The 21,476-nt window shown below is 39.5% G+C and carries 25 protein-coding genes; 16 read left to right on the top strand and 9 right to left on the bottom strand.

The annotated features are described in order from the left end of the window. Positions 1 to 48: 48 nt before the first annotated feature. The 7 genes from BMX30_RS04510 to BMX30_RS04480 all read left to right on the top strand — a co-directional run bounded on the left by BMX30_RS04510 (position 49) and on the right by BMX30_RS04480 (position 6,586). Positions 49 to 576: a DUF2953 domain-containing protein gene (locus BMX30_RS04510; RefSeq protein ID WP_244532500.1), complete on the top strand. Its 528-nt coding sequence runs from the start codon at positions 49 to 51 to the stop codon at positions 574 to 576. 17 nt (positions 577 to 593) lie between these two features. After that, a complete protein-coding gene (ytfJ, locus tag BMX30_RS04505) occupies positions 594 to 1,076 on the top strand; it encodes a GerW family sporulation protein (protein WP_090741606.1) in 483 nt (160 codons plus the stop codon). Between the two features lie 172 nt (positions 1,077 to 1,248). Further along, a complete protein-coding gene (tpx, locus tag BMX30_RS04500) occupies positions 1,249 to 1,746 on the top strand; it encodes a thiol peroxidase (RefSeq protein ID WP_090741605.1) in 498 nt (165 codons plus the stop codon). 452 nt (positions 1,747 to 2,198) lie between these two features. Then, positions 2,199 to 3,185 (top strand): class I SAM-dependent methyltransferase, encoded by a 987-nt coding sequence (locus tag BMX30_RS04495; protein WP_090741604.1) that lies wholly within the window; start codon positions 2,199 to 2,201, stop codon positions 3,183 to 3,185. A 281-nt stretch (positions 3,186 to 3,466) separates the two neighbouring features. After that, positions 3,467 to 4,654 carry an acetate kinase gene (locus BMX30_RS04490; RefSeq protein WP_090741602.1) on the top strand — a complete coding sequence of 396 codons (1,188 nt, stop codon included), beginning with the start codon at positions 3,467 to 3,469 and terminating at the stop codon, positions 4,652 to 4,654. Between the two features lie 575 nt (positions 4,655 to 5,229). Further along, positions 5,230 to 6,069, top strand: coding sequence for an EcsC family protein (locus tag BMX30_RS04485; protein ID WP_090741600.1), 840 nt, complete (start codon positions 5,230 to 5,232; stop codon positions 6,067 to 6,069). A gap of 4 nt (positions 6,070 to 6,073) precedes the next feature. After that, on the top strand, positions 6,074 to 6,586 hold the full coding sequence (locus BMX30_RS04480) for a MogA/MoaB family molybdenum cofactor biosynthesis protein (RefSeq protein WP_090741598.1): 513 nt from the start codon (positions 6,074 to 6,076) through the stop codon (positions 6,584 to 6,586). A 68-nt stretch (positions 6,587 to 6,654) separates the two neighbouring features. On the opposite strand, the gene BMX30_RS04475 is transcribed toward BMX30_RS04480, so the two are convergent. After that, on the bottom strand, positions 6,655 to 6,969 hold the full coding sequence (locus BMX30_RS04475; protein ID WP_090741596.1) for a hypothetical protein: 315 nt from the start codon (positions 6,967 to 6,969) through the stop codon (positions 6,655 to 6,657). 220 nt (positions 6,970 to 7,189) lie between these two features. Between BMX30_RS04475 and BMX30_RS04470 the strand changes: the two genes are divergently transcribed. Together BMX30_RS04470 and argH are read left to right on the top strand one after the other, a co-directional pair. Further along, positions 7,190 to 8,398, top strand: coding sequence for an argininosuccinate synthase (locus BMX30_RS04470; RefSeq protein WP_090741594.1), 1,209 nt, complete (start codon positions 7,190 to 7,192; stop codon positions 8,396 to 8,398). Next, on the top strand, positions 8,395 to 9,774 hold the full coding sequence (argH, locus tag BMX30_RS04465; protein WP_090741592.1) for an argininosuccinate lyase: 1,380 nt from the start codon (positions 8,395 to 8,397) through the stop codon (positions 9,772 to 9,774). The genes BMX30_RS04470 and argH overlap by 4 nt, the downstream gene beginning before the upstream one ends. Before the next feature lie 69 nt (positions 9,775 to 9,843). On the opposite strand, the gene BMX30_RS04460 is transcribed toward argH, so the two are convergent. Beyond that, on the bottom strand, positions 9,844 to 10,299 hold the full coding sequence (locus BMX30_RS04460; protein ID WP_090741590.1) for a universal stress protein: 456 nt from the start codon (positions 10,297 to 10,299) through the stop codon (positions 9,844 to 9,846). Between the two features lie 98 nt (positions 10,300 to 10,397). Between BMX30_RS04460 and BMX30_RS23415 the strand changes: the two genes are divergently transcribed. The 3 genes from BMX30_RS23415 (at position 10,398) to BMX30_RS04450 (ending at position 12,994) form a co-directional block, all read left to right on the top strand. Further along, positions 10,398 to 10,556, top strand: a complete 159-nt coding sequence (locus tag BMX30_RS23415; protein WP_170843791.1) for a hypothetical protein — start codon at positions 10,398 to 10,400, stop codon at positions 10,554 to 10,556. A gap of 211 nt (positions 10,557 to 10,767) precedes the next feature. After that, a complete protein-coding gene (ald, locus tag BMX30_RS04455) occupies positions 10,768 to 11,889 on the top strand; it encodes an alanine dehydrogenase (RefSeq protein WP_090741589.1) in 1,122 nt (373 codons plus the stop codon). Between the two features lie 169 nt (positions 11,890 to 12,058). After that, positions 12,059 to 12,994 (top strand): manganese-dependent inorganic pyrophosphatase, encoded by a 936-nt coding sequence (locus tag BMX30_RS04450; protein WP_090741587.1) that lies wholly within the window; start codon positions 12,059 to 12,061, stop codon positions 12,992 to 12,994. 77 nt (positions 12,995 to 13,071) lie between these two features. On the opposite strand, the gene BMX30_RS04445 is transcribed toward BMX30_RS04450, so the two are convergent. From BMX30_RS04445 to BMX30_RS04430, 4 genes are all read right to left on the bottom strand, one after another. After that, the gene (locus tag BMX30_RS04445) at positions 13,072 to 13,494 is read right to left on the bottom strand and encodes a disulfide oxidoreductase (RefSeq protein WP_090741585.1); all 423 of its coding nucleotides are present in this window, start codon (positions 13,492 to 13,494) and stop codon (positions 13,072 to 13,074) included. Then, positions 13,491 to 14,174, bottom strand: coding sequence for a DsbA family protein (locus BMX30_RS04440; RefSeq protein WP_090741584.1), 684 nt, complete (start codon positions 14,172 to 14,174; stop codon positions 13,491 to 13,493). Before BMX30_RS04440 ends, BMX30_RS04445 begins: the two co-directional genes overlap by 4 nt. A 190-nt stretch (positions 14,175 to 14,364) precedes the next feature. Continuing rightward, positions 14,365 to 15,039, bottom strand: coding sequence for a deoxyribose-phosphate aldolase (deoC, locus tag BMX30_RS04435; protein WP_090741582.1), 675 nt, complete (start codon positions 15,037 to 15,039; stop codon positions 14,365 to 14,367). A gap of 383 nt (positions 15,040 to 15,422) precedes the next feature. Then, positions 15,423 to 16,520 carry a M24 family metallopeptidase gene (locus tag BMX30_RS04430; protein ID WP_090741580.1) on the bottom strand — a complete coding sequence of 366 codons (1,098 nt, stop codon included), beginning with the start codon at positions 16,518 to 16,520 and terminating at the stop codon, positions 15,423 to 15,425. 161 nt (positions 16,521 to 16,681) lie between these two features. On the opposite strand from BMX30_RS04430, the gene BMX30_RS04425 reads away from it, so the two are divergent. From BMX30_RS04425 to BMX30_RS04415, 3 genes are all read left to right on the top strand, one after another. Beyond that, the gene (locus BMX30_RS04425) at positions 16,682 to 17,362 is read left to right on the top strand and encodes a metal-dependent hydrolase (RefSeq protein WP_090741578.1); all 681 of its coding nucleotides are present in this window, start codon (positions 16,682 to 16,684) and stop codon (positions 17,360 to 17,362) included. Positions 17,363 to 17,476: 114 nt separating this feature from the next. Further along, positions 17,477 to 17,719: a hypothetical protein gene (locus BMX30_RS04420; protein ID WP_090741576.1), complete on the top strand. Its 243-nt coding sequence runs from the start codon at positions 17,477 to 17,479 to the stop codon at positions 17,717 to 17,719. Between the two features lie 125 nt (positions 17,720 to 17,844). Then, the gene (locus BMX30_RS04415; protein ID WP_090741574.1) at positions 17,845 to 19,164 is read left to right on the top strand and encodes a DRTGG domain-containing protein; all 1,320 of its coding nucleotides are present in this window, start codon (positions 17,845 to 17,847) and stop codon (positions 19,162 to 19,164) included. 53 nt (positions 19,165 to 19,217) lie between these two features. On the opposite strand, the gene BMX30_RS04410 is transcribed toward BMX30_RS04415, so the two are convergent. Then, on the bottom strand, positions 19,218 to 19,523 hold the full coding sequence (locus tag BMX30_RS04410) for a YtpI family protein (RefSeq protein WP_090741572.1): 306 nt from the start codon (positions 19,521 to 19,523) through the stop codon (positions 19,218 to 19,220). A gap of 143 nt (positions 19,524 to 19,666) precedes the next feature. On the opposite strand from BMX30_RS04410, the gene BMX30_RS04405 reads away from it, so the two are divergent. Beyond that, on the top strand, positions 19,667 to 20,599 hold the full coding sequence (locus tag BMX30_RS04405) for a DHH family phosphoesterase (RefSeq protein ID WP_090741570.1): 933 nt from the start codon (positions 19,667 to 19,669) through the stop codon (positions 20,597 to 20,599). Positions 20,600 to 20,626: 27 nt separating this feature from the next. Here BMX30_RS04405 and ytrI read toward each other — a convergent pair whose 3' ends face one another. Together ytrI and ytrH are read right to left on the bottom strand one after the other, a co-directional pair. After that, positions 20,627 to 21,130 (bottom strand): sporulation membrane protein YtrI, encoded by a 504-nt coding sequence (ytrI, locus tag BMX30_RS04400; protein WP_090741568.1) that lies wholly within the window; start codon positions 21,128 to 21,130, stop codon positions 20,627 to 20,629. Continuing rightward, positions 21,131 to 21,460, bottom strand: a complete 330-nt coding sequence (gene ytrH, locus BMX30_RS04395) for a sporulation membrane protein YtrH (RefSeq protein WP_090741566.1) — start codon at positions 21,458 to 21,460, stop codon at positions 21,131 to 21,133. Positions 21,461 to 21,476: the final 16 nt, after the last annotated feature.

Raw genomic sequence — 21,476 nt, 5'->3', positions numbered from 1 at the left:
ACTTTGAAGGCTTGGGGGGGAATTATAAAGTATAAGAAAGAAATACCGATGATAAAGATAGATGAGGATAGTCCCTCCATAGTTATCAAGGAAAAAACGAAAACTGGCCCAGATGAAAAAACACAGCAACAAGGGGAAAAGCAGTTTGAAAAAGAAGATTTAGCTAATACTCTTAATGATACAAAACAATTAATTGACCATGTTGTAGGCTTACATACTCATATTCGGAAACTACTAAGCAAGGTCATTGTTAGGAAGTTTGAATGGCATACAGGGGTTGGAATTGGGGATGCGGCCGCTACCGGTGTCATTTGTGGCGGAGTTTGGGCTGCAAAAGGTTCATTAGTTGGTTTAATAAGTAACTTGATGAAGTTGCGTGTAAAACCTGTTTTAACAGTTACCCCATTTTTTCAACAATTCACCACAAAAATACAATTGAAGTGTATCTTTCAAATTCGTGTCGGGCATGCTATATGGACAGGAATGAAACTGATTAAATATTGGAAGGGCGGGATGCCGAATTTCAAAACGAAGCCTCTCTCGGTTCTTTCTAATGATAAATCAAACTCAGTTTAATTAAGGAGGAAGTACAAATGTCAGATCATCCAATTCAAGGTCTTATGACAACTGCAATGGAAAATTTAAAGGAAATGATTGATGTCAATACAATCATCGGTGACCCTGTTGAAACCCCGGATGGTAGTGTCATCATGACAGTCTCCAAGGTAGGCTTTGGCTTTGCAGCGGGTGGAAGTGAGTTTGTTATCGATGGTGAAAGTGGATCATCACAGCCTTTTGGTGGAGGTAGTGGTGGTGGAGTATCCATAACCCCAATCGCATTTTTAATTGTAAGTTCTCAAGGTGTAAAAATGCTTCATCTCGATGAGAATACGCACCTGATTGAAAAAATCATGGATGTTGCTCCTCAGGCTGTAGAAAAAATTCAACAAATGCTATCAAAGGGTAGCGACAACAAGAATCAAAATAATAATCAGAGCAGCAATAATAATAGTGATAATCTTCAACCTACTAATCCTAGCGAATATAAGGGACCAAAACAAGATCTAGAATTGTAACCAATTGGAGTTAACTTTTCTTTATGAAAAGTTAACTTTTTATTTGTAGCCATTCATAGAATACGTCCCGTTAACCTACTCGGCATTTTTTTATGCATATCAAATAATTGAAAAATTTTCTGATAAAAGATATATTTACACTGTACATAATTTGGACAAGGAGATGAGATAGATGGCAAATGTTACTTTTAAGGGGAATTCAGTTACATTACTTGGCAATGAAGTAAAAGTTGGGGATCAGGCTCCTGATTTTACTGTGCTTGCAAACGATTTATCACAGGTGGGATTACAAGACTCAAAGGGGTCTGTACGATTGATTAGTGTTGTACCTTCACTTGATACAGGTGTTTGTGATGCCCAAACACGTCGTTTTAATGAAGAAGCAGCTAATTTAGGTAATGTTAAGGTATTAACCGTTAGTGTTGATTTACCTTTCGCACAAAAGCGCTGGTGTGGAGCAAATGGTATTGAAAACGTTCAAACACTATCTGACCACCGTGAATTATCTTTCGGTGAAGCATATGGAGTAGCGATTAAGGAATTACGCCTTTTAGCTCGTGCCGTATTCGTTGTAGACGCTAACGATAAAGTAACTTACGTTGAATATGTCAGCGAAGCAACAGATCATCCTAATTACGAAGCTGCTCTAGAAGCAGCCAAGCAAGCATAGGAAACCGACTAATCTAGACAGCCGCAGAATCATTTCTGCGGTTTTTATTTTAGGACCTTGTTAAAGTATGACTTCAACTAAGGGAACGATATACCTCGAGCTAATACAAAGTTAATGCCTTTTTTAAAAGAATTGTGGTTATCATGCCTTTGTGTGAATGAAAACCTTTTATGAAACCGGTTGATTGGAGCGGAAGGTGCGAGACTCCTGCGGGAGCAGCGGGACAGGTGAGACCCCACAGCGAGGAACGAGCGAGGAGGCTCACCGCACGCCCCGCGGAAAGCGAGCATCCTGGAGCGCAAATCAACCTCTCCTTATTCAATAGTAACAAAGTTTACGAAAATAGCCTTTTGTAAAAACTCAAAAGTATACATTAAAAACCGTTAGACTTGTCCTAAAGAATATTCAAGGCTAAAATGAAGAAATAATGAGGTTCAGGAGGAATAATAATATTGAGTATCGTACCTGTAGAGAAATTATTTACTGCTTTTAATGAAACAGCAGATATGATGAAAGATGAATTATCTTGTACATATTTAGAGGCACTGGCGGAGACTGGGGAAAACTTGTTTCAAGGCAAAATTCTTCAAGACGACCTTAGCGAGTGGACCTACAAACGGCTTGAAAAACTTTACAGTGAAATTAAGCTTGCTGAATTCTCTAAAGAGGAGATACGTAAGGCCTTTCAACTTGCAATATTAAAAGGGATGAAAGAAAATGTTCAGCCCAATCATCAAATGACTCCCGACTCCGTTGGAATGTTTATAGGTTATCTAGTTAATAAATTCGTTCAACAACAAAGCTATCGCTTGTTAGACCCCGCTGTTGGTACAGGGAATTTATTATCAACGGTATTAAATCATCAATTAGATAAAAATATTGTTTCTTTAGGAAGTGAGATAGACGACATCCTAATTAAGTTAGCCTATGTAAATGCAAACTTGCAGACCCATGAGGTTGAGTTATTTAATCAAGACACACTTGAACCTTTGTTCATCGATCCCGTTGATGCGGTCATTTGTGATCTCCCAGTGGGTTACTACCCAAATGATATTAGAGCAGCTGGGTATGAAATTCATGCCAAAAGTGGCCATACATATGCGCATCATTTATTTATTGAACAGAGCACAAACCATACAAAAGACGGAGGATATCTATTCTTCCTTATTCCGAATGGAATGTTTGAAAGTGAACAATCGGTTCACCTTCATGAGTTTATTAAGGAGCACGTATACATTCAAGGAATTGTCCAACTACCGTTAGCGATGTTTAAAAACAAAACAGCAGCAAAAAGTATTTTAATTTTACAGAAAAAGGCTCCAGAAGTTAAGCCGCCAAAGCAAGCATTGCTTGTGGATTTGCCGAAACTTTCCGATGGACAAGCGATGAATAACATTCTCACAAGAATCGATCGTTGGTTTGAGGAGAATAAGAGATGAAAACCGATGCCTCTACATCGGTTTTTTTTATCCCATCAATAGATTAGCTACTCCACTTAACCCCTGTTACCACTATGCTTTTAAGGTTATCCTGCAGATAAAGTTGTTGCCGAAATTTTCAGAGTTTCTGAATAAAAACACATTTATAGTGTAAGCGATAACACGATTGAAATGTCAAATCGACAGTGCTTTAATAATGATTGGAGAGATAGAAATCGGGCTTGTTGCGCAGAATAAGTAAGAGTGCACAAGTTGTTAAATAAAGGAGCGTAAAAAGAAATATGGCTAAAATGATTGCAATCAATGCCGGTAGTTCATCTCTGAAATTTCAGTTGTTTGAGATGCCAAGTGAAGATGTTATTACAAAGGGAATTGTAGAAAGAATCGGGCTGAATGATTCTATTTTTCAAATAACCGTTAATGATGAGAAAGTAAAAGATATATTGGATATTCCCAACCATGAAGTGGCTGTTAAAATGCTACTGGATAAATTAATTTCACTTAATATTATCCAGTCCCTAAATGAAATTGAAGGGGTAGGTCACCGAGTCGTTCATGGCGGAGAGGAATTTAATGATTCAGTAGTAATTACAGAGGATGTATTAAAGAAAATTGAAGGGTTATCAGAGCTAGCTCCCCTTCACAATCCAGCCAATCTAACTGGAATCCGTGCGTTCCAACAGGCACTTCCAAACGTACCAGCGGTAGCCGTATTTGATACTGCGTTTCACCAGACAATGCCAGAGAATTCCTATTTATACAGCCTACCGTATAACTATTATAAAGAGTATGGCATTAGAAAGTATGGCTTCCATGGCACTTCACATAAATATGTTTCCGAGCGTGCAGCAGAAATGCTAGGACGGCCAGTGGAACATTTACGTTTGATATCTTGCCATCTTGGAAACGGAGCAAGTATTGCTGCGATCGAAGGCGGCAAATCAATTGATACTTCAATGGGCTTTACTCCATTAGCAGGTGTAACCATGGGGACGCGTTCAGGGAACATTGACCCTGCTCTTATCCCATATATTATGGAAAAAACAAATAAGACGGCCGATGAAGTACTTGATGTCTTAAATAAAGAAAGTGGAATGCTTGGAGTTTCCGGCTTTTCAAGCGATTTACGTGATATCGAGGATGAGGCTGAAAAAGGAAATGAGCGAGCTGAGCTTGCCCTACAGGTTTTCGGGAATCGAATCCATAAATATATTGGCTCTTATGCTTCACGGATGAGTGGTGTTGATGCGATTATTTTCACAGCTGGTATCGGTGAAAACAGTTCAGCCATTCGTGAGCGTGTTCTTAAAGGACTAGAATTTATGGGAGTGTATTGGGATCCGGCCCTTAATAAAGTACGTGGGGAAGAAGCATTCATCAGCTATCCTCATTCTCCTGTAAAAGTAATGGTGATTCCGACAAACGAAGAAGTTATGATTGCAAGAGATATTCAAAGACTTGCGAAATAAGTGGGAAAAGGCAAAAGCAGTCGCTTTTGCCTTTTTTTTAAAGATAAGGTTGTTGTAATAAAGATTAAGTATCCCCCAGCTATAGTAAATAAGCGGAAATTTTCCCGTTAAATGCAGATTAGAGCCCGTATAGGGGTAAATAGGGGGAGTTTTTCCCCTTATATAAAGCAAAATCACCTATTTTGATGTGTTTCGAGTCAAATAAGGGGAATCCCTCCCGCTATTTCACAGATACTCAGTGCCATTTCCTAATTAAGGGGAAATTTTCCCGTTATTTATCAAACCAATCCAAGTGCCCTAACCACCCTAGATCTCTTCTCTCATAATTGGTGGTTGTTTTCTGGGTATAACCTAGACACTTAGTATTCAGCTTAAATATCAACAAAGCTCTGAATTTCCCCTTATGATAAGTCAAGTACGAATACGCCATCTCTTCGTGTTTCCTAATCTTAGTTCGAGTTCCAGGCCATACGCCGCTGAACAGAGCACTTCAGCTTTTCTACTTCTTCATGAAAGCGAGGAACTTTCCATTTGTGATATACTTAGGATACTAATTTTTTGCTGGAGGGTTCACAATGCCATTAACGGAGAGGGAACAGAAGGTACTAGATGAACTGAAGGAATGGGAGTTAGCCCTTTCTGATTACGTGCCAAATGACCTACAACTGGTATATGACAAATATCTAGAGCGGACATTTTCATTGCTTCCAGAAGAACTGCAAAAACAGTTCTTTTCGAATTTTGATAATTGGTTGTTCCATCTTCATTCTCTTATCCAAGGTTCACAGCTACAGGCAGATGCTAAAGAAAGAATCCTATCAGCTGGACGGGTGTTTAACCCTGAAATGGAATCAATCGGGGAAATGAAAAATTTAAACTTAGAGCAAATTCAATATATTGTTGATCAACAAATTGCAAGGCATCGTCTTTACTCTTTTGTTCAAGGGGGAATTTCAGGCAGTGGTGGAAACCTCGTGCTTGGGGCAGACATTCCGGCGATGGCCGTTATCAACCTTAGAGCAGTGCAGTTAATTGCAATGGCCTATGGGTATGAGATCAATACTCCTTTTGAAATGATGACAGCATTGAAAGTTTTCCATGCATCTATGATGCCAAAAAGGATGCAGTATAGTGGTTGGAATGAACTTATGGACGATTTAAAGCAAGCGGATGAAAATGAGTTTTATTTTTACGATGGGAAGGAAGAACTCACTGATGTAACTTGGATTGAACAACCCATCAATCAGATTATGAAAGGCATTGCGATTATGATGTTCCGCAAGAAAAAGTTAGAGGGTCTTCCCATTATCAGTATGGGGATAGGTGCTACTTCCAATTACCAGCTAACCAGAAAAGTTACTGAGTTTGCTCATAAATACTATCAAATGCGCTATTTTGTACATAGAGGAGTGTAACCAAATGAGTACACAAGAACATAAACAGGCTGCACCAAACCGAGTTCATTGTAAAGTAATTACGGTCAGTGACACCAGAAATAAGGATACGGATAAAAGTGGCAAGTTAATGATGGAGATGCTAGAGAGCGCAGGACACATCATTTCTGATTATGTCATTGTCAAAGATGAGGCAGATCATATTCGAAGTGAAGTTTTGAAAGGCTGTAGCAATCAAGAAATCGATGTTGTTCTGACAAACGGAGGAACTGGGATTGCGATGCGTGATGTGACGATTGAGACCCTTCAAAACCTCTTTGACAAAGAGATAACCGGTTTTGGCGAGCTTTTTCGGATGTTAAGCTATCAGGAGGATATTGGCTCAGCAGCGCTTCTTTCTCGTGCAGCTGCAGGAGTTGTCAAGAATAAGGCTGTATTTGCCACTCCTGGATCAACTGGGGCAGTTAGACTAGCGATGAATAAATTGATTCTTCCAGAGATAGGTCATGTTGTTAGCGAATTAAAAAAAGACTTATAAAAAAATCCCTCTAAGTGGTTGTCACCATTTGGAGGGATTTTTTTATTATAGAAAGTAAGACTCTATCGTTAAGCGTGTAGTTTGGTTGTAACATCCTGATGGGTTCGATACCAAAGCCATAGGTCATTAATAATTGAGGCAAGTTCAGCAATTTCGCTGTTTAATTTACAGGAACGTATGAAGTCGGATTCATTGTTTAATTCGGCCTGCTTTGAATTGATTGAGGCTTCTAAATCAGCAATTCGGTCAGGAATGCTGCCTCGTATCAATTCCCAGTGAAGAAGAATGTCGTCCTGTGTTTCTTTCGCAATGTCGTCCCATTCTTGCCCAATGGAAGGTAGTGAGATTCCCAGACGTTTATTAAATTTAAAGTATTCCATCATATATAAGCTTCACCCCGTTCTATTCCTGTCTCTATTTTACATCAGCAGGTCTAAGGCTTCCATTTATTTATGTGTTAATAGTTAAAACTCACACTTTATGAAATTTATCAAAAAATTTTACCATTAAGGATTGAAATATGAAGCAAAACCTGTTAAGTTTTATTATAATGAATAAACATATAACTCATTGTATAAATATTCAAAGGGAGAGATTACAAAAATGGCTGAATCAAAAAAATTAGTGCTCGCATATTCTGGTGGGCTTGATACATCGGTAGCAATTAAGTGGCTTCAAGAAAAAGGATATGATGTTATCGCGTGCTGTCTTGATGTCGGTGAAGGAAAAGATCTTGATTTCGTTAAAGAAAAGGCACTAAAGGTTGGTGCTGTTAAATCATACGTTCTTGACGTTAAAGAAGAATTTGCGAAAGAGTATGCTTTAGCTGCACTACAGGCACATGCATTATATGAAGGGAAATATCCGCTCGTGTCGGCTCTTTCTCGTCCGCTAATCTCTAAGAAGCTAGTGGAGGTTGCTGAAAAGGAAGGGGCAGTTGCTGTAGCTCATGGGTGCACTGGAAAGGGAAATGACCAGGTACGATTTGAAGTTTCAATCAAAGCTTTAAATCCTGATTTGGAAGTAATAGCCCCTGTGCGTGATTGGAAATGGTCACGGGAAGAGGAGATTGATTATGCAATAGCAAACGATATTCCTATTCCAGTCAACTTAAATAGCCCGTTTTCTATCGACCAAAACCTTTGGGGACGCAGTAATGAGTGTGGAGTTTTAGAAGACCCTTGGGCTGCACCTCCTAAGGAAGCTTATGAGCTTACCAACGAGCTTGAAGACACTCCAGATGTTCCTGAAATGGTTGAAATTGAGTTCGAAAAAGGTGTCCCAGTTGCATTAAATGGGAAGTCTTTCTCCCTTGCGCAATTGATTCTAGAACTAAATATCATTGCTGGTAAGCATGGTGTCGGCCGTGTGGATCATGTTGAAAATCGTCTTGTCGGCATTAAGTCTCGGGAAGTATACGAAGTACCAGGAGCAATGACACTAATAAAAGCCCATAAAGAATTAGAAGATATTACTCTAGTAAAAGAAGTAGCCCATTTTAAACCAGTAATTGAAAAGAAATTAACAGAACTTATTTACGAGGGTCTCTGGTTCTCGCCATTACGTACTGCTCTTACAGCGTTTTTAGAGGAAACACAAAAGCATGTAACAGGTACCGTACGAGTTAAGCTGTTTAAGGGTCACGCAATTATCGAGGGACGTAAATCTCCTTATTCTCTATATAATGAAAAATTAGCTACCTATACAAAAGATGATGAATTTGATCATAGCGCAGCTGTTGGCTTCATCAATCTTTGGGGACTTCCTACAAAGGTTCAAAGTATGGTGCAAGGTAAGAAGGTGAATGTGTGAAGAAGCTATGGGGCGGCCGATTTACCGCTTCCGCTGAAGAATGGGTCGATGAATTTGGTGCTTCCATATCCTTTGACCAAGAGCTAGTACTCGAGGATATCCAAGGAAGCATCGCTCATGCGACCATGTTAGCTAAGTGTGGAATTATAGCAGCAGAGGAAGCAGAAACGATTATCGCTGGATTAAATACACTGAAGGAAAAGGCTGAGAAAAAAGAACTTCAGTATTCCACTAAATATGAAGATATCCATTTAAATATTGAGCATCTATTGACGGAGCTTGTCGGACCGGTTGGTGGCAAGCTTCATACTGCCAGAAGCCGTAACGATCAAGTGGCAACTGACATGCATTTATATCTAAGGGAACAAGTTAAAGAGATTGAAAACCTCATTAATGAATTCCAGGTTAGTTTAGTTGAGAAGGCTGAAAAGCATGTAGAAACAATCATGCCTGGATATACTCACCTTCAAAGAGCACAGCCTATTTCATTTGGACATCATTTAATGGCTTATTTTTGGATGCTTGAACGAGATAAGCAGCGGTTTAAAGGGGCCCTTGAGCGCATCAACATTAGCCCATTAGGGGCTGGAGCTCTTGCGGGAACGACCTTTCCAATTGACCGAAAGTATAGTGCAGAACTTCTAGGCTTCAATGGAATCTATGAAAATAGCCTTGATGCTGTTAGTGATCGTGACTTTATTCTTGAGTTTATGTCAGCAAGTTCCATCATGATGATGCACTTGTCACGATTTGCGGAAGAGGTAATCCTATGGTCTAGTCAGGAGTTTCGTTTTATTGAGCTTGATGACACATTTGCAACGGGAAGTAGCATCATGCCGCAAAAGAAAAACCCTGATATGGCGGAGTTGATTAGAGGGAAAACAGGCAGAGTATATGGTGGATTAATGAGCCTCCTAACCATACTTAAGGGATTGCCACTTGCCTATAATAAGGACATGCAAGAAGATAAAGAAGGAATGTTTGACACGGTTAAAACGGTAAAAGGGTCATTAAAAATCTTTGCTGGTATGGTTGAAACAATGACAGTGAATGAAGAGAGTATGAAGGATTCAGTCACGAAGGATTTCTCCAATGCTACTGAATTGGCTGATTATCTCGCGGCAAAGGGAATGCCGTTCCGCGAAGCGCATGAAGTAGTTGGAAAGCTAGTACTTCATTGCATTCAAAAGGGATGTTACTTAGCAGACCTTCCGTTCCATGAATTTAAGGAAGCAAGCTCTTTGTTTAAAGAGGACATCTATGAAGCGTTAAATCCGTATAATGCGGTTGTTCGAAGGAATTCTGCCGGAGGCACAGGGTTTTCAGAGGTATCTGCTCAGATTAAGAAAGGCAAGCTTCTGTTAGGGCAAGGATAGAAACCTTACCAATTAAAAACGAAGCACGCGGCCAATGGCTGCGTGCTTTTATTAGTTACACTAGCTTAGTTAAGCTTCTTCGTTTTTTTCGGTTCGGATAATCATAACATCACAAGGAGCATAGCGGACGATGTTCTCGGAAACACTGCCAATAAAGAAGCGTTCAACGGCGTTCATCCCTGTTGCTCCACAAACAATAAGGTCAACATTAAACTTTTTAGCGATCTCTTTAGCGATTTTTACCTTTGGAGAACCGTAATCAATTTCATACGTAACTTCCTTAACGCCGGATTCTAATGCCTGTTGTTTGTAGTTTTCAAGGAGTTCTTCGGCAAATTCCTTTGCCCTCGCAGAGATTGTCTGGTCATACGCTTCTACTGTAGCGAATGTCCTTAAATCGATGACGTGGGTCATGACCAACTTTGCATTATTTCGTTTCGCGATTTCAATTGACTTTTTGAATGCCCAGGCAGATTCCTTGGAGCCATCAACGGCAACGAGTATATTTTTATACGTTAGTCCCATTGTTATCCTCCTCCTTTACCTAAATTATACAATAATTTTTATAGTATGAGTGTTACAAACTAGCGAACAATAATGGTAGTTCGAAAGGAGGGGTTAGGATGGAAAAACGTGAACGTGCAGAAAGAAATAATTTTTCTTCATTTACTTATGATGAAGCTGGGACAATGGAAGTTTCCCGGCAAATTATGGACTCTTATAATAGTGGGGTTGTTGACACCGAGAGTATGAGGAATGCTACCGACCGAGGAGAAGAATAAAAACTTGGACAAGCTGAAATAAGTCAGCTTGTTTTTTTATTTGGTTCTTTTACTAATCCTGTGCTTCGATATAAAATAGGACGAGGTAAGAATTGTTCAACGACAATATGCGCTAAACCAGCCTTTAAATTATTTTCTATTTTTAAAATTCATTTCATGTAGAGTATAATATTATTTGGAGTGCTATTTTTAATATTTGGAGGAGTATTTCATGCGTATCGGCGTACCAAAGGAAATTAAGAACAATGAAAACCGGATTGCGATGACACCAGCAGGGGTTGTAAACCTAGTTAAGTTTGGTCATGAGGTATGGATCGAGCAAGACGCTGGTCTGGGATCTGGCTTTACAGACGAGGACTTCAAGCAAGCTGGAGCTAAGATTGTTCCAACAGCAGAAGAAGCCTGGAGTGCAGAGATGGTTATGAAGGTGAAAGAGCCGCTCGCTGAGGAGTTTACATATTTTCATGAAGGTATGATTTTATTTACATATTTACATCTTGCTCCGGAACCTGCACTAACACGTGCTTTAATGGACAAGAAGGTCGTTGGAATTGCCTATGAGACGATTCAACTTCCAAATGGCAGCTTGCCACTTTTAACACCTATGAGTGAAGTGGCTGGAAGAATGGCTCCGCAAATTGGAGCACAATTTTTAGAGAAGGTCCACGGTGGAAGGGGGATCCTTCTTTCTGGTGTTCCTGGTGTGCAAAGAGGGAAGGTAACCATCATCGGTGGAGGAGTAGCTGGGACAAATGCAGCGAAGTTGGCTGTCGGACTTGGGGCGGAAGTGACCATCATTGACTTGAATCCTGACCGTCTGCGTCAGCTTGATGATATGTTTGGAAACGACATAACAACGCTAATGTCGAATCCGTACAATATTGCCGGGGCTGTTAAGGAAGCAGACCTAGTTATTGGTGCAGTACTGATACCTGGTGCAAGAGCCCCGAGATTGGTAACGGAAGAAATGATTAAGTCGATGAATCCAGGCTCCGTTGTTGTAGATATTGCCATTGATCAAGGCGGAATATTCGAAACGACAGACCGAATTACGACCCATGATCAACCTACTTATGAAAAACATGGAGTTGTGCACTACGCAGTTGCTAACATGCCTGGAGCAGTACCAAGAACGTCAACAATCGCATTAACGAATGTAACCGTTCCTTATGCTGTTCAAATCGCAAACAAAGGTTTTAAACAGGCTGCTTTAGAAAATGAGGCAATCTTGAAGGGTATTAATACTCTGAACGGGTTTGTAACTTACAAGGCTGTTGCTGAGGGACAAGACTTGGTGTATTCAAGTGCAAGAGTTTTGCTTGAACAAGAATAAGATCTAATAGGAGAAAGATTCGGTTAAAGCTGAATCTTTTTCTATTTAAAATGAAATATGTAAGATGTAAATTGATGCTCATTTGTAGTATATTGTTAATGGAAGAAAATGCATCGTCTTCAGTCATAAACTGCGGACTCATTTACAATTTTTAATGAGGAGTGTCTTGATGGAAAACATACTTATCTTTGGGCATAAAAACCCTGATACAGATTCAATTTGTTCAGCAATTGCCTATGCGAATTTAAAAAAGAATCTTGGTCAAAAGGTGGAAGCCGTTCGTCTTGGCCAAATCAATGGTGAAACGGCTTATGCACTAGATTATTTTAAAGCCGAGGAGCCAAGATTGGTACAGCAAGTCGCTCAAGAAGCGCAAAACGTGATTTTAGTTGACCACAATGAGCGTCAACAAAGTGCAGATGATATTGAGAAACTGAAAATCCTTGAAGTAATTGATCACCATCGTGTCGCTAATTTCGAAACGAGTGATCCTCTGTATTTCCGTGTTGAACCGGTAGGATGTACAGCAACGATTTTGAATAAAATGTATAAAGAGAATTCAGTAGAAATCGATAAACAAACAGCAGGGTTAATGCTATCTGCGATTATTTCAGATTCTCTCTTGTTTAAATCTCCTACTTGCACGGATCAGGATGTTGCTGCAGCAAAGGAACTAGCAGAAATTGCTGGTGTAAATGCGGAAGAATACGGTCTTGAAATGCTTAAGGCGGGTGCTGATTTAAGCAGTAAAACAATCGAAGAACTCATCTCACTTGACGCGAAGGAATTTTCAATGGGAAGCTCTAAGGTTGAAATTGCCCAGGTTAACACAGTTGATGTAAATGAGGTTTTAGCACGTCAATCTGAGCTAGAAGATGCTCTGGGAAAGGTCATTTCTGAAAAAGAATTAGACTTATTCTTGTTAGTCATCACGGATATATTAACCAACGATTCTGCGGCGCTAGCACTAGGCGATAAAGCGGATGCTGTTGAGGAAGCCTTTAAAGTAAGCTTAGAAAACAATACAGCTCTTTTAAAGGGTGTAGTTTCTCGTAAAAAGCAGGTTGTACCTGTATTAACAGACACACTAGTTGCTAGAGGATAATAAAAAATCCCCGGTCTTATAAAAAGACGGGGGATTTTTCTTTCGTTAGAATAGGGTGTATTTTGGTAAACAAGGACCTATTTTTTCTTATTGTTTAAGAGAATCATTAAGATAATAATTAGAGTGAAGGCAGTGATTGCCAGAAAAGGGATTGTAATGAAGCCGAGCCAGTTAATGTATTGTGCGCTACAAGGGACACCGTTAACACAAGGCTTAATTTCTGCAAATCCTGGGACTTTCTGGACTAAATAATGATTAAGTGAAACGAGCCAACCTATAATGGCCATTGGCAAAATATATTTTCTAACGCTTAGGTCATTTTGAAATGTGGCGATTCCTAGTAAAATTACAAATGGGTACATCAAAATACGTTGGTACCAGCAGAGCTCACACGGGATGAAGCCGGATATTTCACTAAAATATAGACTTCCAAGAGTAGCAACTATAGATATAATCCATGCAAGGTATAGATAGAGTTGGTTCGAGTTGAGACTTTTCATTCGTTAGCCTCTAATTCTTGTTCGATAAGCGAAACAATCAACTCATATTCAAAAGGGTTTTCGAGTTCAATATTATTAACCATAACTGTTGGTGTTAACTCAACGTTAAATTCTTCTACTAACTCCGAATCTACTTTAAGTTCCTCTGCGATTGACTGGCTATTCATATCTTCACGTAGCTTTTCTATATCAATTCCTTCAACAGTGTTGGCAACTTCTTCGATTATTTCAGTAGTAAGCCATGCGGAGTCATGGTCATTTGATGGTGGCTGTTTACTAAATAGTTTTTTATGAAACTCCCAATAACTTTCGGGATTTTGTTTATAAATAGCTTCCGCAGCTGAGGATCCTAACTCTGACTCCTCACCGTGGAATAGAACATTAATATAAACAAACTTTACTTTACCAGTTTCAACATATTCTTCTACTAAAAACGGGAAAAATTGATCTCCCCATGCTTTACATGCAGGACATTTATAATCTCCAAACTCAACTACCGTTACGGGTGCATCGGGGTCGCCCAAAATGGGTTGGCCATCAATTGGGATTTGCGTTTCGAGGGGAGTCTCCGTCTTTTGTTCTGACTGAGCATTAATCATTACTAATGCAGTTACAATGGCAAAAATGATTATGGTTATAACCACAATGATTTTGAAACTAGTGTTATTTTTCTTGGCCATTCTGTTAATCTCCTTTATCCCTAATATCACTGTGTTAATTGCTAAAAAGTTTTGCAAGTTTATTTTATCAGATAGATGAAATATAATTGTAAGCAATTATTGGATAAGTAGTGACATTTAAAGCAAATAAAAACAACCAGCCTGATACAAGCTGGTTGTTTTTATTCTTAGGTATTATTAAAACCGATATTTAATAACTTGAATTAGATGTTTGTCCATTAACGATGGCAACACCTGAGCTTGCTCCAATCCTTGTAGCGCCTGCTTCAATCATCGTTTGAGCATCTTCAAGGCTTCTAACCCCTCCTGAAGCTTTCACTCCAATTGAAGGTCCGACCACTTTTCTCATCAAAGCAATATCTTCTTTTGTTGCTCCACCAGTGGAGAAACCAGTCGAGGTTTTAACGAAGTCAGCACCAGCTTGTACAGCTAGTTTACAAGCTGTTTCTTTTTCTTCATCTGTAAGCAGAGACGTCTCGATGATCACTTTTGTTAGCGCCTTTCCTTTTGCCGCATCAACGACTGCTTTAATGTCGGTCTCAACTACATCGTATTGTTGCCCTTTTAACGCTCCGATATTGATAACCATGTCGACTTCCCCGGCACCATTTTCAATTGCGTCTTTTGTTTCAAGAGCTTTCACAGCGGAAGTGGAAGCTCCGAGTGGAAAGCCGATGACTGTGCACACTTTTACTTCGGGAACATCGTTTAAAATTTCAGCTGCTGTTTTTACCCATGCAGGGTTAACACATACAGAAGCAAATTTGTATTCTTTAGCTTCCTCAGCTAGTTTTACAATCTCAGCTTCTGTTGCATTTGCTTTTAGTAAAGTATGGTCGATCATTTGTGCTAGTTGTGTTGTCATGTAGTACGCCTCCTACTATTTATTAAAAAAGTATAACTTGCATAAAATTGGGGTCTATCCTTGACCAATATATCAATTTAGTGAACAAATGTAAATCGTTAAATGAACAAATGATAACCGGCTAGGTGTTTTATTTAGGCTGTGTGTTAAACGTGGCTGTTGATTTCCGCTCCAGGCACTCGCTTTCCGCGGGCGTGCCGGAGAGCCTCCTCGGCGCTTTCAGCGCCTGTGGGGTCTCCCCTGCCCCGTACTCCCGCAGGAGTCGAGTGCCTTCCGCTCCAATCAACAGAGTGTAAAATCAACAATGTACTTTAAACTCATCCTTTATTTAATGGATCTGTTAAACAGGTATGTTGATTTTCGCTCCAACCGCTTAACATAACCTATTTAATAACCTGTAATTCCTTCGGAAACTTTGTAAGCACTTCGCTTCCTGAACTGGTAACGATTACATCGTCTTCGATACGAACACCTGCTACATTCGGAACATAAATACCGGGCTCTACCGTGAAGACCATGCCTTCTTCAAGCGGTAGCTGATTCGTTTCTGTAACCGAAGGGTACTCATGGACGCTAATCCCTAACCCATGACCTAGTCTATGTGGAAAGAAATCACCATAACCAGAGGAAGCAATAATGTTACGGGCAGTTAAATCAATTTGCGAACAAGAGACGCCAGGTTTAATGGCCTTTAATGCTTCCATTTGAGCTGTAAGAACCGTCTGATAGATTTTTTCCTGTTCAGTGGTAATATCGTGATATGCAACGGTCCTTGTGATGTCAGAGCAATAGCCATCAACGACAACACCAAGGTCAAATAGAACAAGATCGCCTTTTTTAATTTTGGTATTGCCAGGTGTACCATGTGGCGACGCTGCATTGATTCCAGTTAGTACCATCGTCGAAAAGGACATCTCTAATACCCCTTTTTTCTTAAGGGCATATTCAATCGCAGCAAGAACCTCCATTTCAGTTTTTCCTTCTCTTATCTCCGCTATCCCAGCCTCAATGGCATAATCAGCAAGTGCGCAGGCCTTTTGGATACTTTTCAATTCATTTGGGTCCTTTTTTAATCGGAGTTGTCTTAGTTTGCTTTCGGCAGAAATAATTTGTACGTCGTTAAATATCTTTTTTAAATGTTCGTATCTTTCAACCGTCATATGTTCTTTTTCAATTGCAACTTTATGTATATTCGCCACTCGAGATGTTATTTTTTGCTGAACAAGTTCCCAGGGGTCTTCAGTATCACTATATCCTATAACCTCGTATGGCCACCCAGCGCTCTTTGCCTCTTCTTTCTCCATACCAGGACAGATTAGAAAGGGTTCAGCTTCTTGAAACACTGCAATCCCTAGTATTCTTTCATGAGGGTCGCTTAAAAAACCACTTAAATAAAAGACATTATCAGGTGATGTGAGGAAGGCAACCTCCGCATTCACTTCTGTTAACCAGTTTGATAAATTTCTCAAACGTTCATTCATTTTGATTATTCCCTCCTTTATCTTCTTTATTTAGAGCGTAGCAAAATCAAAAGAGAAAAGAAAACTTTTAGAAGCAAAAAAAACTGGGTATAAAGGAAAAGGGTTTATATAAAAATTTGTAGAAGTTAACTTAAGAACAATAGTTGAAAGGGGAGAGTGAATTGAAAATTTCTTATCATGGCCACTCTGTTGTGAGGATTGAGACAGGTGGAAAAACGATTTTATTTGATCCTTTTATTACAGGAAATGGGCTAACTGATCTCAAAGCAAGTGAAGTGAAGGTAGATGTGATTGTTTTGACCCACGCTCACAATGACCATGTAGGTGATACGGTTGAGCTGGCAAAAAGAAACGACGCTCTAGTAATCACGAATGCAGATTTGGCTACATATTTAGGGTGGCAAGGGGTGCGTACACATGGAATGAATATAGGTGGTGCGTATGAATTCGACTTTGGAAAAGTGAAGATGACTCAGGCTTTCCATGGTTCTGGTTATGCAACTGAAGATCAACAAATCATTTATGGTGGAATGCCGGCAGGTGTGTTGTTATTCGCCGAAGGAAAAACCATTTTCCATGCTGGTGATACTGGTTTGTTCTCCGATATGAAGCTGATAGGTGAGCGTCACCCGATTGAATTAGCCTTCCTGCCGATAGGTGACAATTTTACAATGGGACCAGAGGATGCGGCCGTTGCGGCAGAGTTCCTCCAAGCCAAACAGGTTGTCCCAATTCATTTCAACACTTTTCCACCAATTAAGCAGGACCCTCAGAAGTTCATAGAGTTACTGCCCGAGGGTAAGGGAAGGATACTACAACCTGGTGAAATAATCGAGTTATAAAAAAAGCTGCTGCATGCTTTGCGTGCAGCAGTTTTTCTATTTTTACACAGTTTTTGTGTTTTTTTATTTCCTAACGCATAAATATAGAACAAGCCATATATACAGGAGGAAAAGATGAATAAAAATCGTTATTTACTGTATTTATTAATTTGCGGCCTTATGCTCTATTACGCAATCCCTCGAATTTCTTTTGAGACACTAGGAGCGGAAAGCCTTTTTGCAGGTGCTTGGTTACTATTGGCCTTTTGTGTAATAGCTGGAAACCTATCTGCTTTCCTTTATACTCCTAAAAAACAGAAAATGGTAAGGAAAAAGGTCGAAAGCGAGCCGAAAAAAAGACGAAGTTTCGCAAATTAAGTTGATATTTTTGTAAAAACCGCATCATTCAGCTAAGTATACAATTGAATCAAGACTTTTTTCACCTTATAATAAAATAAGGAAACTTATTTTCGAACGGAACTTTAAGAAAAAGGGTGAAAGTCTTGGCAACCAAGCATGAGCAAATTTTACAATATATTGATGAACTTCCTATTGGGGAGAAAATTTCGGTACGTCAAATCGCCAAGGCAATGAATGTCAGTGAGGGAACCGCATACAGGGCTATTAAGGATGCCGAAAATAAAGGGTATGTAAGCACGATTGAACGCGTGGGGACCATCCGAATTGAGAAAAAGAAGAAAGAGAACATCGAAAAACTCACCTTTGCTGAGGTCGTAAATATCGTAGATGGTCAGGTACTTGGAGGCCGGGGAGGCTTACATAAGACTTTAAATAAGTTCGTTATTGGTGCCATGAAGCTAGAAGCGATGATGCGGTACACGGGGGCAGGGAATTTATTGATTGTCGGGAACCGTGATAAAGCTCATGAACAAGCTCTTAGAGCTGGGGCGGCTGTGTTAATTACGGGTGGCTTTGACACCGAAGAAAGTGTGAAGAAGCTGGCCGATGAACTTCAACTCCCTATTATCTCAAGTAGCTATGACACTTTTACTGTTGCAACAATGATTAATCGAGCAATTTATGATCAGTTGATAAAAAAGGAAATTGTTTTAGTAGAAGATATCCTTACGCCGATTGACGAAATCGCTTATCTTAAGACTGATCAAACGGTGTCTGACTGGTATAAGGCAAAAGAGGAGACCATGCATAGTCGCTTCCCTGTAGTTGACCGGAATTTGAAAGTAGTAGGTATGGTTACTTCTAAGGACATAATGGGGGATAACCTTGCTACTCCAATCGAAAAAATTATGACCAAACAACCGATGACCGTTGGTGGAAAAACGAGTGTAGCCTCTTCAGCTCATATGATGGTTTGGGAAGGGATTGAAGTTCTCCCAGTTGTTGATGATTCGAATCGCCTGATTGGAATTATTAGTAGACAGGATGTGCTCAAAGCACTCCAAATGATTCAAAGGCAACCCCAAGTAGGAGAAACTCTTGATGATACCGTAACGAGCCAATTGATTGTATCGAGAGGGAAATTAAAGGACGAGGATAGCTTCCGTTGCACTGTATCGCCACAAATGACCAACCACATCGGGACCATCTCATACGGTGTATTCACAACCCTCGTGGCTGAGGCAGCTAATCGGTTATTGCGGGGTTACAAAAAAGGGGATCTCGTCGTAGAAAATATGACGATTTATTTTTTAAAGCCAGTCCAAATCGATAGTATTCTTGAGATTCAACCAAAAATCCTAGAAGTTGGTAGAAAGTTTGGGAAAGTAGATGTTGAAGTTTTTAGTGATGGCATTCTTGTTGGTAAGGCAATGATGGTTTGTCAACTAATTGATCGACAATAATTATGTAAAACATAAAAAAGAAGCCATTCCACAAAGGTTGGCTTCTTTCATCATTAATGGCTACTGAATTCTTCTGCTTCTTTTATTGCAAATGGTAGATAATGTTTATATGCTTTAAATCCCTCATAAACACTAAAAGCCCCAAGGATAATAAACAATCCAGCAATAATGAAGGTCAGAGTCGTTTGAAATAGAAATAACTGGTTAACTCCGAAGAGGGCAATGAAAGTTCCTAAGGCAATGCTTGATTTAGTAGAAATCCACTTTTTCTCAATCGGACGAGCGCTACGAACATATTTAACTTTATAAAATACATACATGGCAAAAGCTATAACAATTAAAAAGACAAGTATTGGCATAGTTAATCCTCCAAAATAAAAAATCTCCATTTTATTTTAACGGTATTTGTCCCAAATTGCTATAAAACAGTTTTTATCTTTTTATTTCCTAATTTTGTGATTATAATAAATTTAACTATTTTGTTTATTTGAAGGAGAATCTTATGAAGGCTCAAATTTTTACTGAAATACAGAAGTACGAAACAATTATTGTTCATCGCCATGTCCGTCCAGATCCGGATGCTTACGGCTCTCAAGGAGGGCTTGTGGAGATTATTAAAGAATCTTTTCCCGAGAAAAGAGTTTATGCTGTCGGACAAGAGGAAGCCTCACTCAATTATATGAAAAGGCTTGATGACATATCAGATGAGGTTTACGAAAATGCTCTTGTTATCGTCTGTGACACTGCTAATGAAGAAAGAATTTGTGATAGAAGATACAGATCCGGTGAAAAGTTAATAAAAATTGACCATCATCCGAATGAAGACCCTTACGGAGATATTGTATGGGTGGATACGAGTGCAAGTTCTACTAGTGAAATGATCTATGAATTTTATCTAACGTTTAAAGATCGTGGTCTAGTACTTTCTGATGAAGCAGCACGGCTACTCTTTGCTGGGATTGTCGGGGATACGGGTCGGTTTATTTACCCAAGCACGACGGATAAGACATTCGCGTATGCAGGTGAATTAATTCATTATAACTTTTCACGGCCTGAACTCTTCAATGAGATGTATGATTTAGATATAAATGTTGTAAAATTGAAGGGATATATTCTGCAAAATTTCGAGTTATTAGCAAATGGTGCAGCTTCTGTCACTATGAAGAAGGAGCTGTTAGCGGAGTATGATGTGAAACCTTCAGACGCTTCACTCCTTGTAAGTGAGCTTGGGTCAATAAAAGGAATTAAGGCATGGGTATTTTTTATTGAGGAAGAAGACCAGATTCGAGTGAGACTACGGTCAAAGGGGCCAATTATCAATGTTCTAGCTCGAAAGTACAATGGCGGGGGGCACCCACTTGCTTCAGGAGCATCGGTTTATTCATGGGATGAAGCTCAAAATGTAGTCAAAGATTTAATAGAGTTATGCAAATAAAAACAAGCCCTGCAGTTGCAGGGCTTTCTAATCATCTAGGTGAAGTTCAAGTTGCAGATTGACGGTCGTGTAAACGACTAGAGAAGTAATTTTGAGTCTGTACCTTTTTCCGTTTAAGGGGATGACCTTGTTCTTGATCACTTTAGAAATTAAATCTCTGCTTTTATAGACAAATTCTAAATCCTTTGCTAGAAAGTAATTTAAATCATCTTTAATCTCATCTTCTGCTTGTAAGACAGCAAGCGTGTCAAGGTCATACTTTTCTCCATTTTTAATTTTAACTTCGATTTCTTGAATGGTAAGTTTTTGGAGGTTTTCCTCGTTGAGTGCCTTATAATCGTCCTGCCAAATTTTCACTTTTTTCTTTTCCTTCTCAACTTCGGCTTTAAGTTTGCTTATTTCGGTAGATTTATCTTCAATCATGACTCCGTGCATATAGAGGAAAATTCCCCAGCTAAGACATGCCCCAATCACCATGCCTGCAAAAAAACGTTGCCAAAAGGGGTTACGGTAATAAGGAGGGATTCTCATTTAAATATGCTCCATTGTTAACCATTTAATAATTGTTGCGCCTGTCTGCGCTCCCCCCATAGCAGACAAGATGAGTAAAAACTGTTTGAAAATATCCTTTGTTTCACCATCCATCAAGCCCCGTTCAAAGCTGTAAACCGTATCAAAAGTCCCACCGATGGCAGCAATGATTGCCCAAATTCTAATTAACTCTGAAATTCGAGATATTTGTGTTAATAATGGTTGGCCCGTTAGAAACGAGGCAAGCCCACCAATGATCGAGCCACCTATCAAAACACCGAGTGCAATAAAATAACTCTCAAATAAATGAGAAATAAATGGTTGGTTCATATAAAGGTCCCCTTTG

Source organism: Mesobacillus persicus (assembly GCF_900109925.1).
Taxonomy (GTDB): domain Bacteria; phylum Bacillota; class Bacilli; order Bacillales; family Cytobacillaceae; genus Mesobacillus_B; species Mesobacillus_B persicus.
Note: the sequence above shows the minus strand (reverse complement) of the source record. Positions and strands in the feature narration are given on the sequence as shown.

Coding starts and splice junctions, on each gene's coding strand:
- BMX30_RS04510 (WP_244532500.1), top strand. CDS start 49: ATGATAAAGATAGATGAGGATAGTCCCTCCATAGTTATCAAGGAAAAA.
- ytfJ (WP_090741606.1), top strand. CDS start 594: ATGTCAGATCATCCAATTCAAGGTCTTATGACAACTGCAATGGAAAAT.
- tpx (WP_090741605.1), top strand. CDS start 1,249: ATGGCAAATGTTACTTTTAAGGGGAATTCAGTTACATTACTTGGCAAT.
- BMX30_RS04490 (WP_090741602.1), top strand. CDS start 3,467: ATGGCTAAAATGATTGCAATCAATGCCGGTAGTTCATCTCTGAAATTT.
- BMX30_RS04485 (WP_090741600.1), top strand. CDS start 5,230: ATGCCATTAACGGAGAGGGAACAGAAGGTACTAGATGAACTGAAGGAA.
- BMX30_RS04480 (WP_090741598.1), top strand. CDS start 6,074: ATGAGTACACAAGAACATAAACAGGCTGCACCAAACCGAGTTCATTGT.
- BMX30_RS04475 (WP_090741596.1), bottom strand. CDS start 6,969: ATGATGGAATACTTTAAATTTAATAAACGTCTGGGAATCTCACTACCT.
- BMX30_RS04470 (WP_090741594.1), top strand. CDS start 7,190: ATGGCTGAATCAAAAAAATTAGTGCTCGCATATTCTGGTGGGCTTGAT.
- BMX30_RS04460 (WP_090741590.1), bottom strand. CDS start 10,299: ATGGGACTAACGTATAAAAATATACTCGTTGCCGTTGATGGCTCCAAG.
- BMX30_RS23415 (WP_170843791.1), top strand. CDS start 10,398: ATGGAAAAACGTGAACGTGCAGAAAGAAATAATTTTTCTTCATTTACT.
- ald (WP_090741589.1), top strand. CDS start 10,768: ATGCGTATCGGCGTACCAAAGGAAATTAAGAACAATGAAAACCGGATT.
- BMX30_RS04450 (WP_090741587.1), top strand. CDS start 12,059: ATGGAAAACATACTTATCTTTGGGCATAAAAACCCTGATACAGATTCA.
- BMX30_RS04445 (WP_090741585.1), bottom strand. CDS start 13,494: ATGAAAAGTCTCAACTCGAACCAACTCTATCTATACCTTGCATGGATT.
- BMX30_RS04440 (WP_090741584.1), bottom strand. CDS start 14,174: ATGGCCAAGAAAAATAACACTAGTTTCAAAATCATTGTGGTTATAACC.
- deoC (WP_090741582.1), bottom strand. CDS start 15,039: ATGACAACACAACTAGCACAAATGATCGACCATACTTTACTAAAAGCA.
- BMX30_RS04430 (WP_090741580.1), bottom strand. CDS start 16,520: ATGAATGAACGTTTGAGAAATTTATCAAACTGGTTAACAGAAGTGAAT.
- BMX30_RS04420 (WP_090741576.1), top strand. CDS start 17,477: ATGAATAAAAATCGTTATTTACTGTATTTATTAATTTGCGGCCTTATG.
- BMX30_RS04410 (WP_090741572.1), bottom strand. CDS start 19,523: ATGCCAATACTTGTCTTTTTAATTGTTATAGCTTTTGCCATGTATGTA.
- BMX30_RS04405 (WP_090741570.1), top strand. CDS start 19,667: ATGAAGGCTCAAATTTTTACTGAAATACAGAAGTACGAAACAATTATT.
- ytrI (WP_090741568.1), bottom strand. CDS start 21,130: ATGAGAATCCCTCCTTATTACCGTAACCCCTTTTGGCAACGTTTTTTT.
- ytrH (WP_090741566.1), bottom strand. CDS start 21,460: ATGAACCAACCATTTATTTCTCATTTATTTGAGAGTTATTTTATTGCA.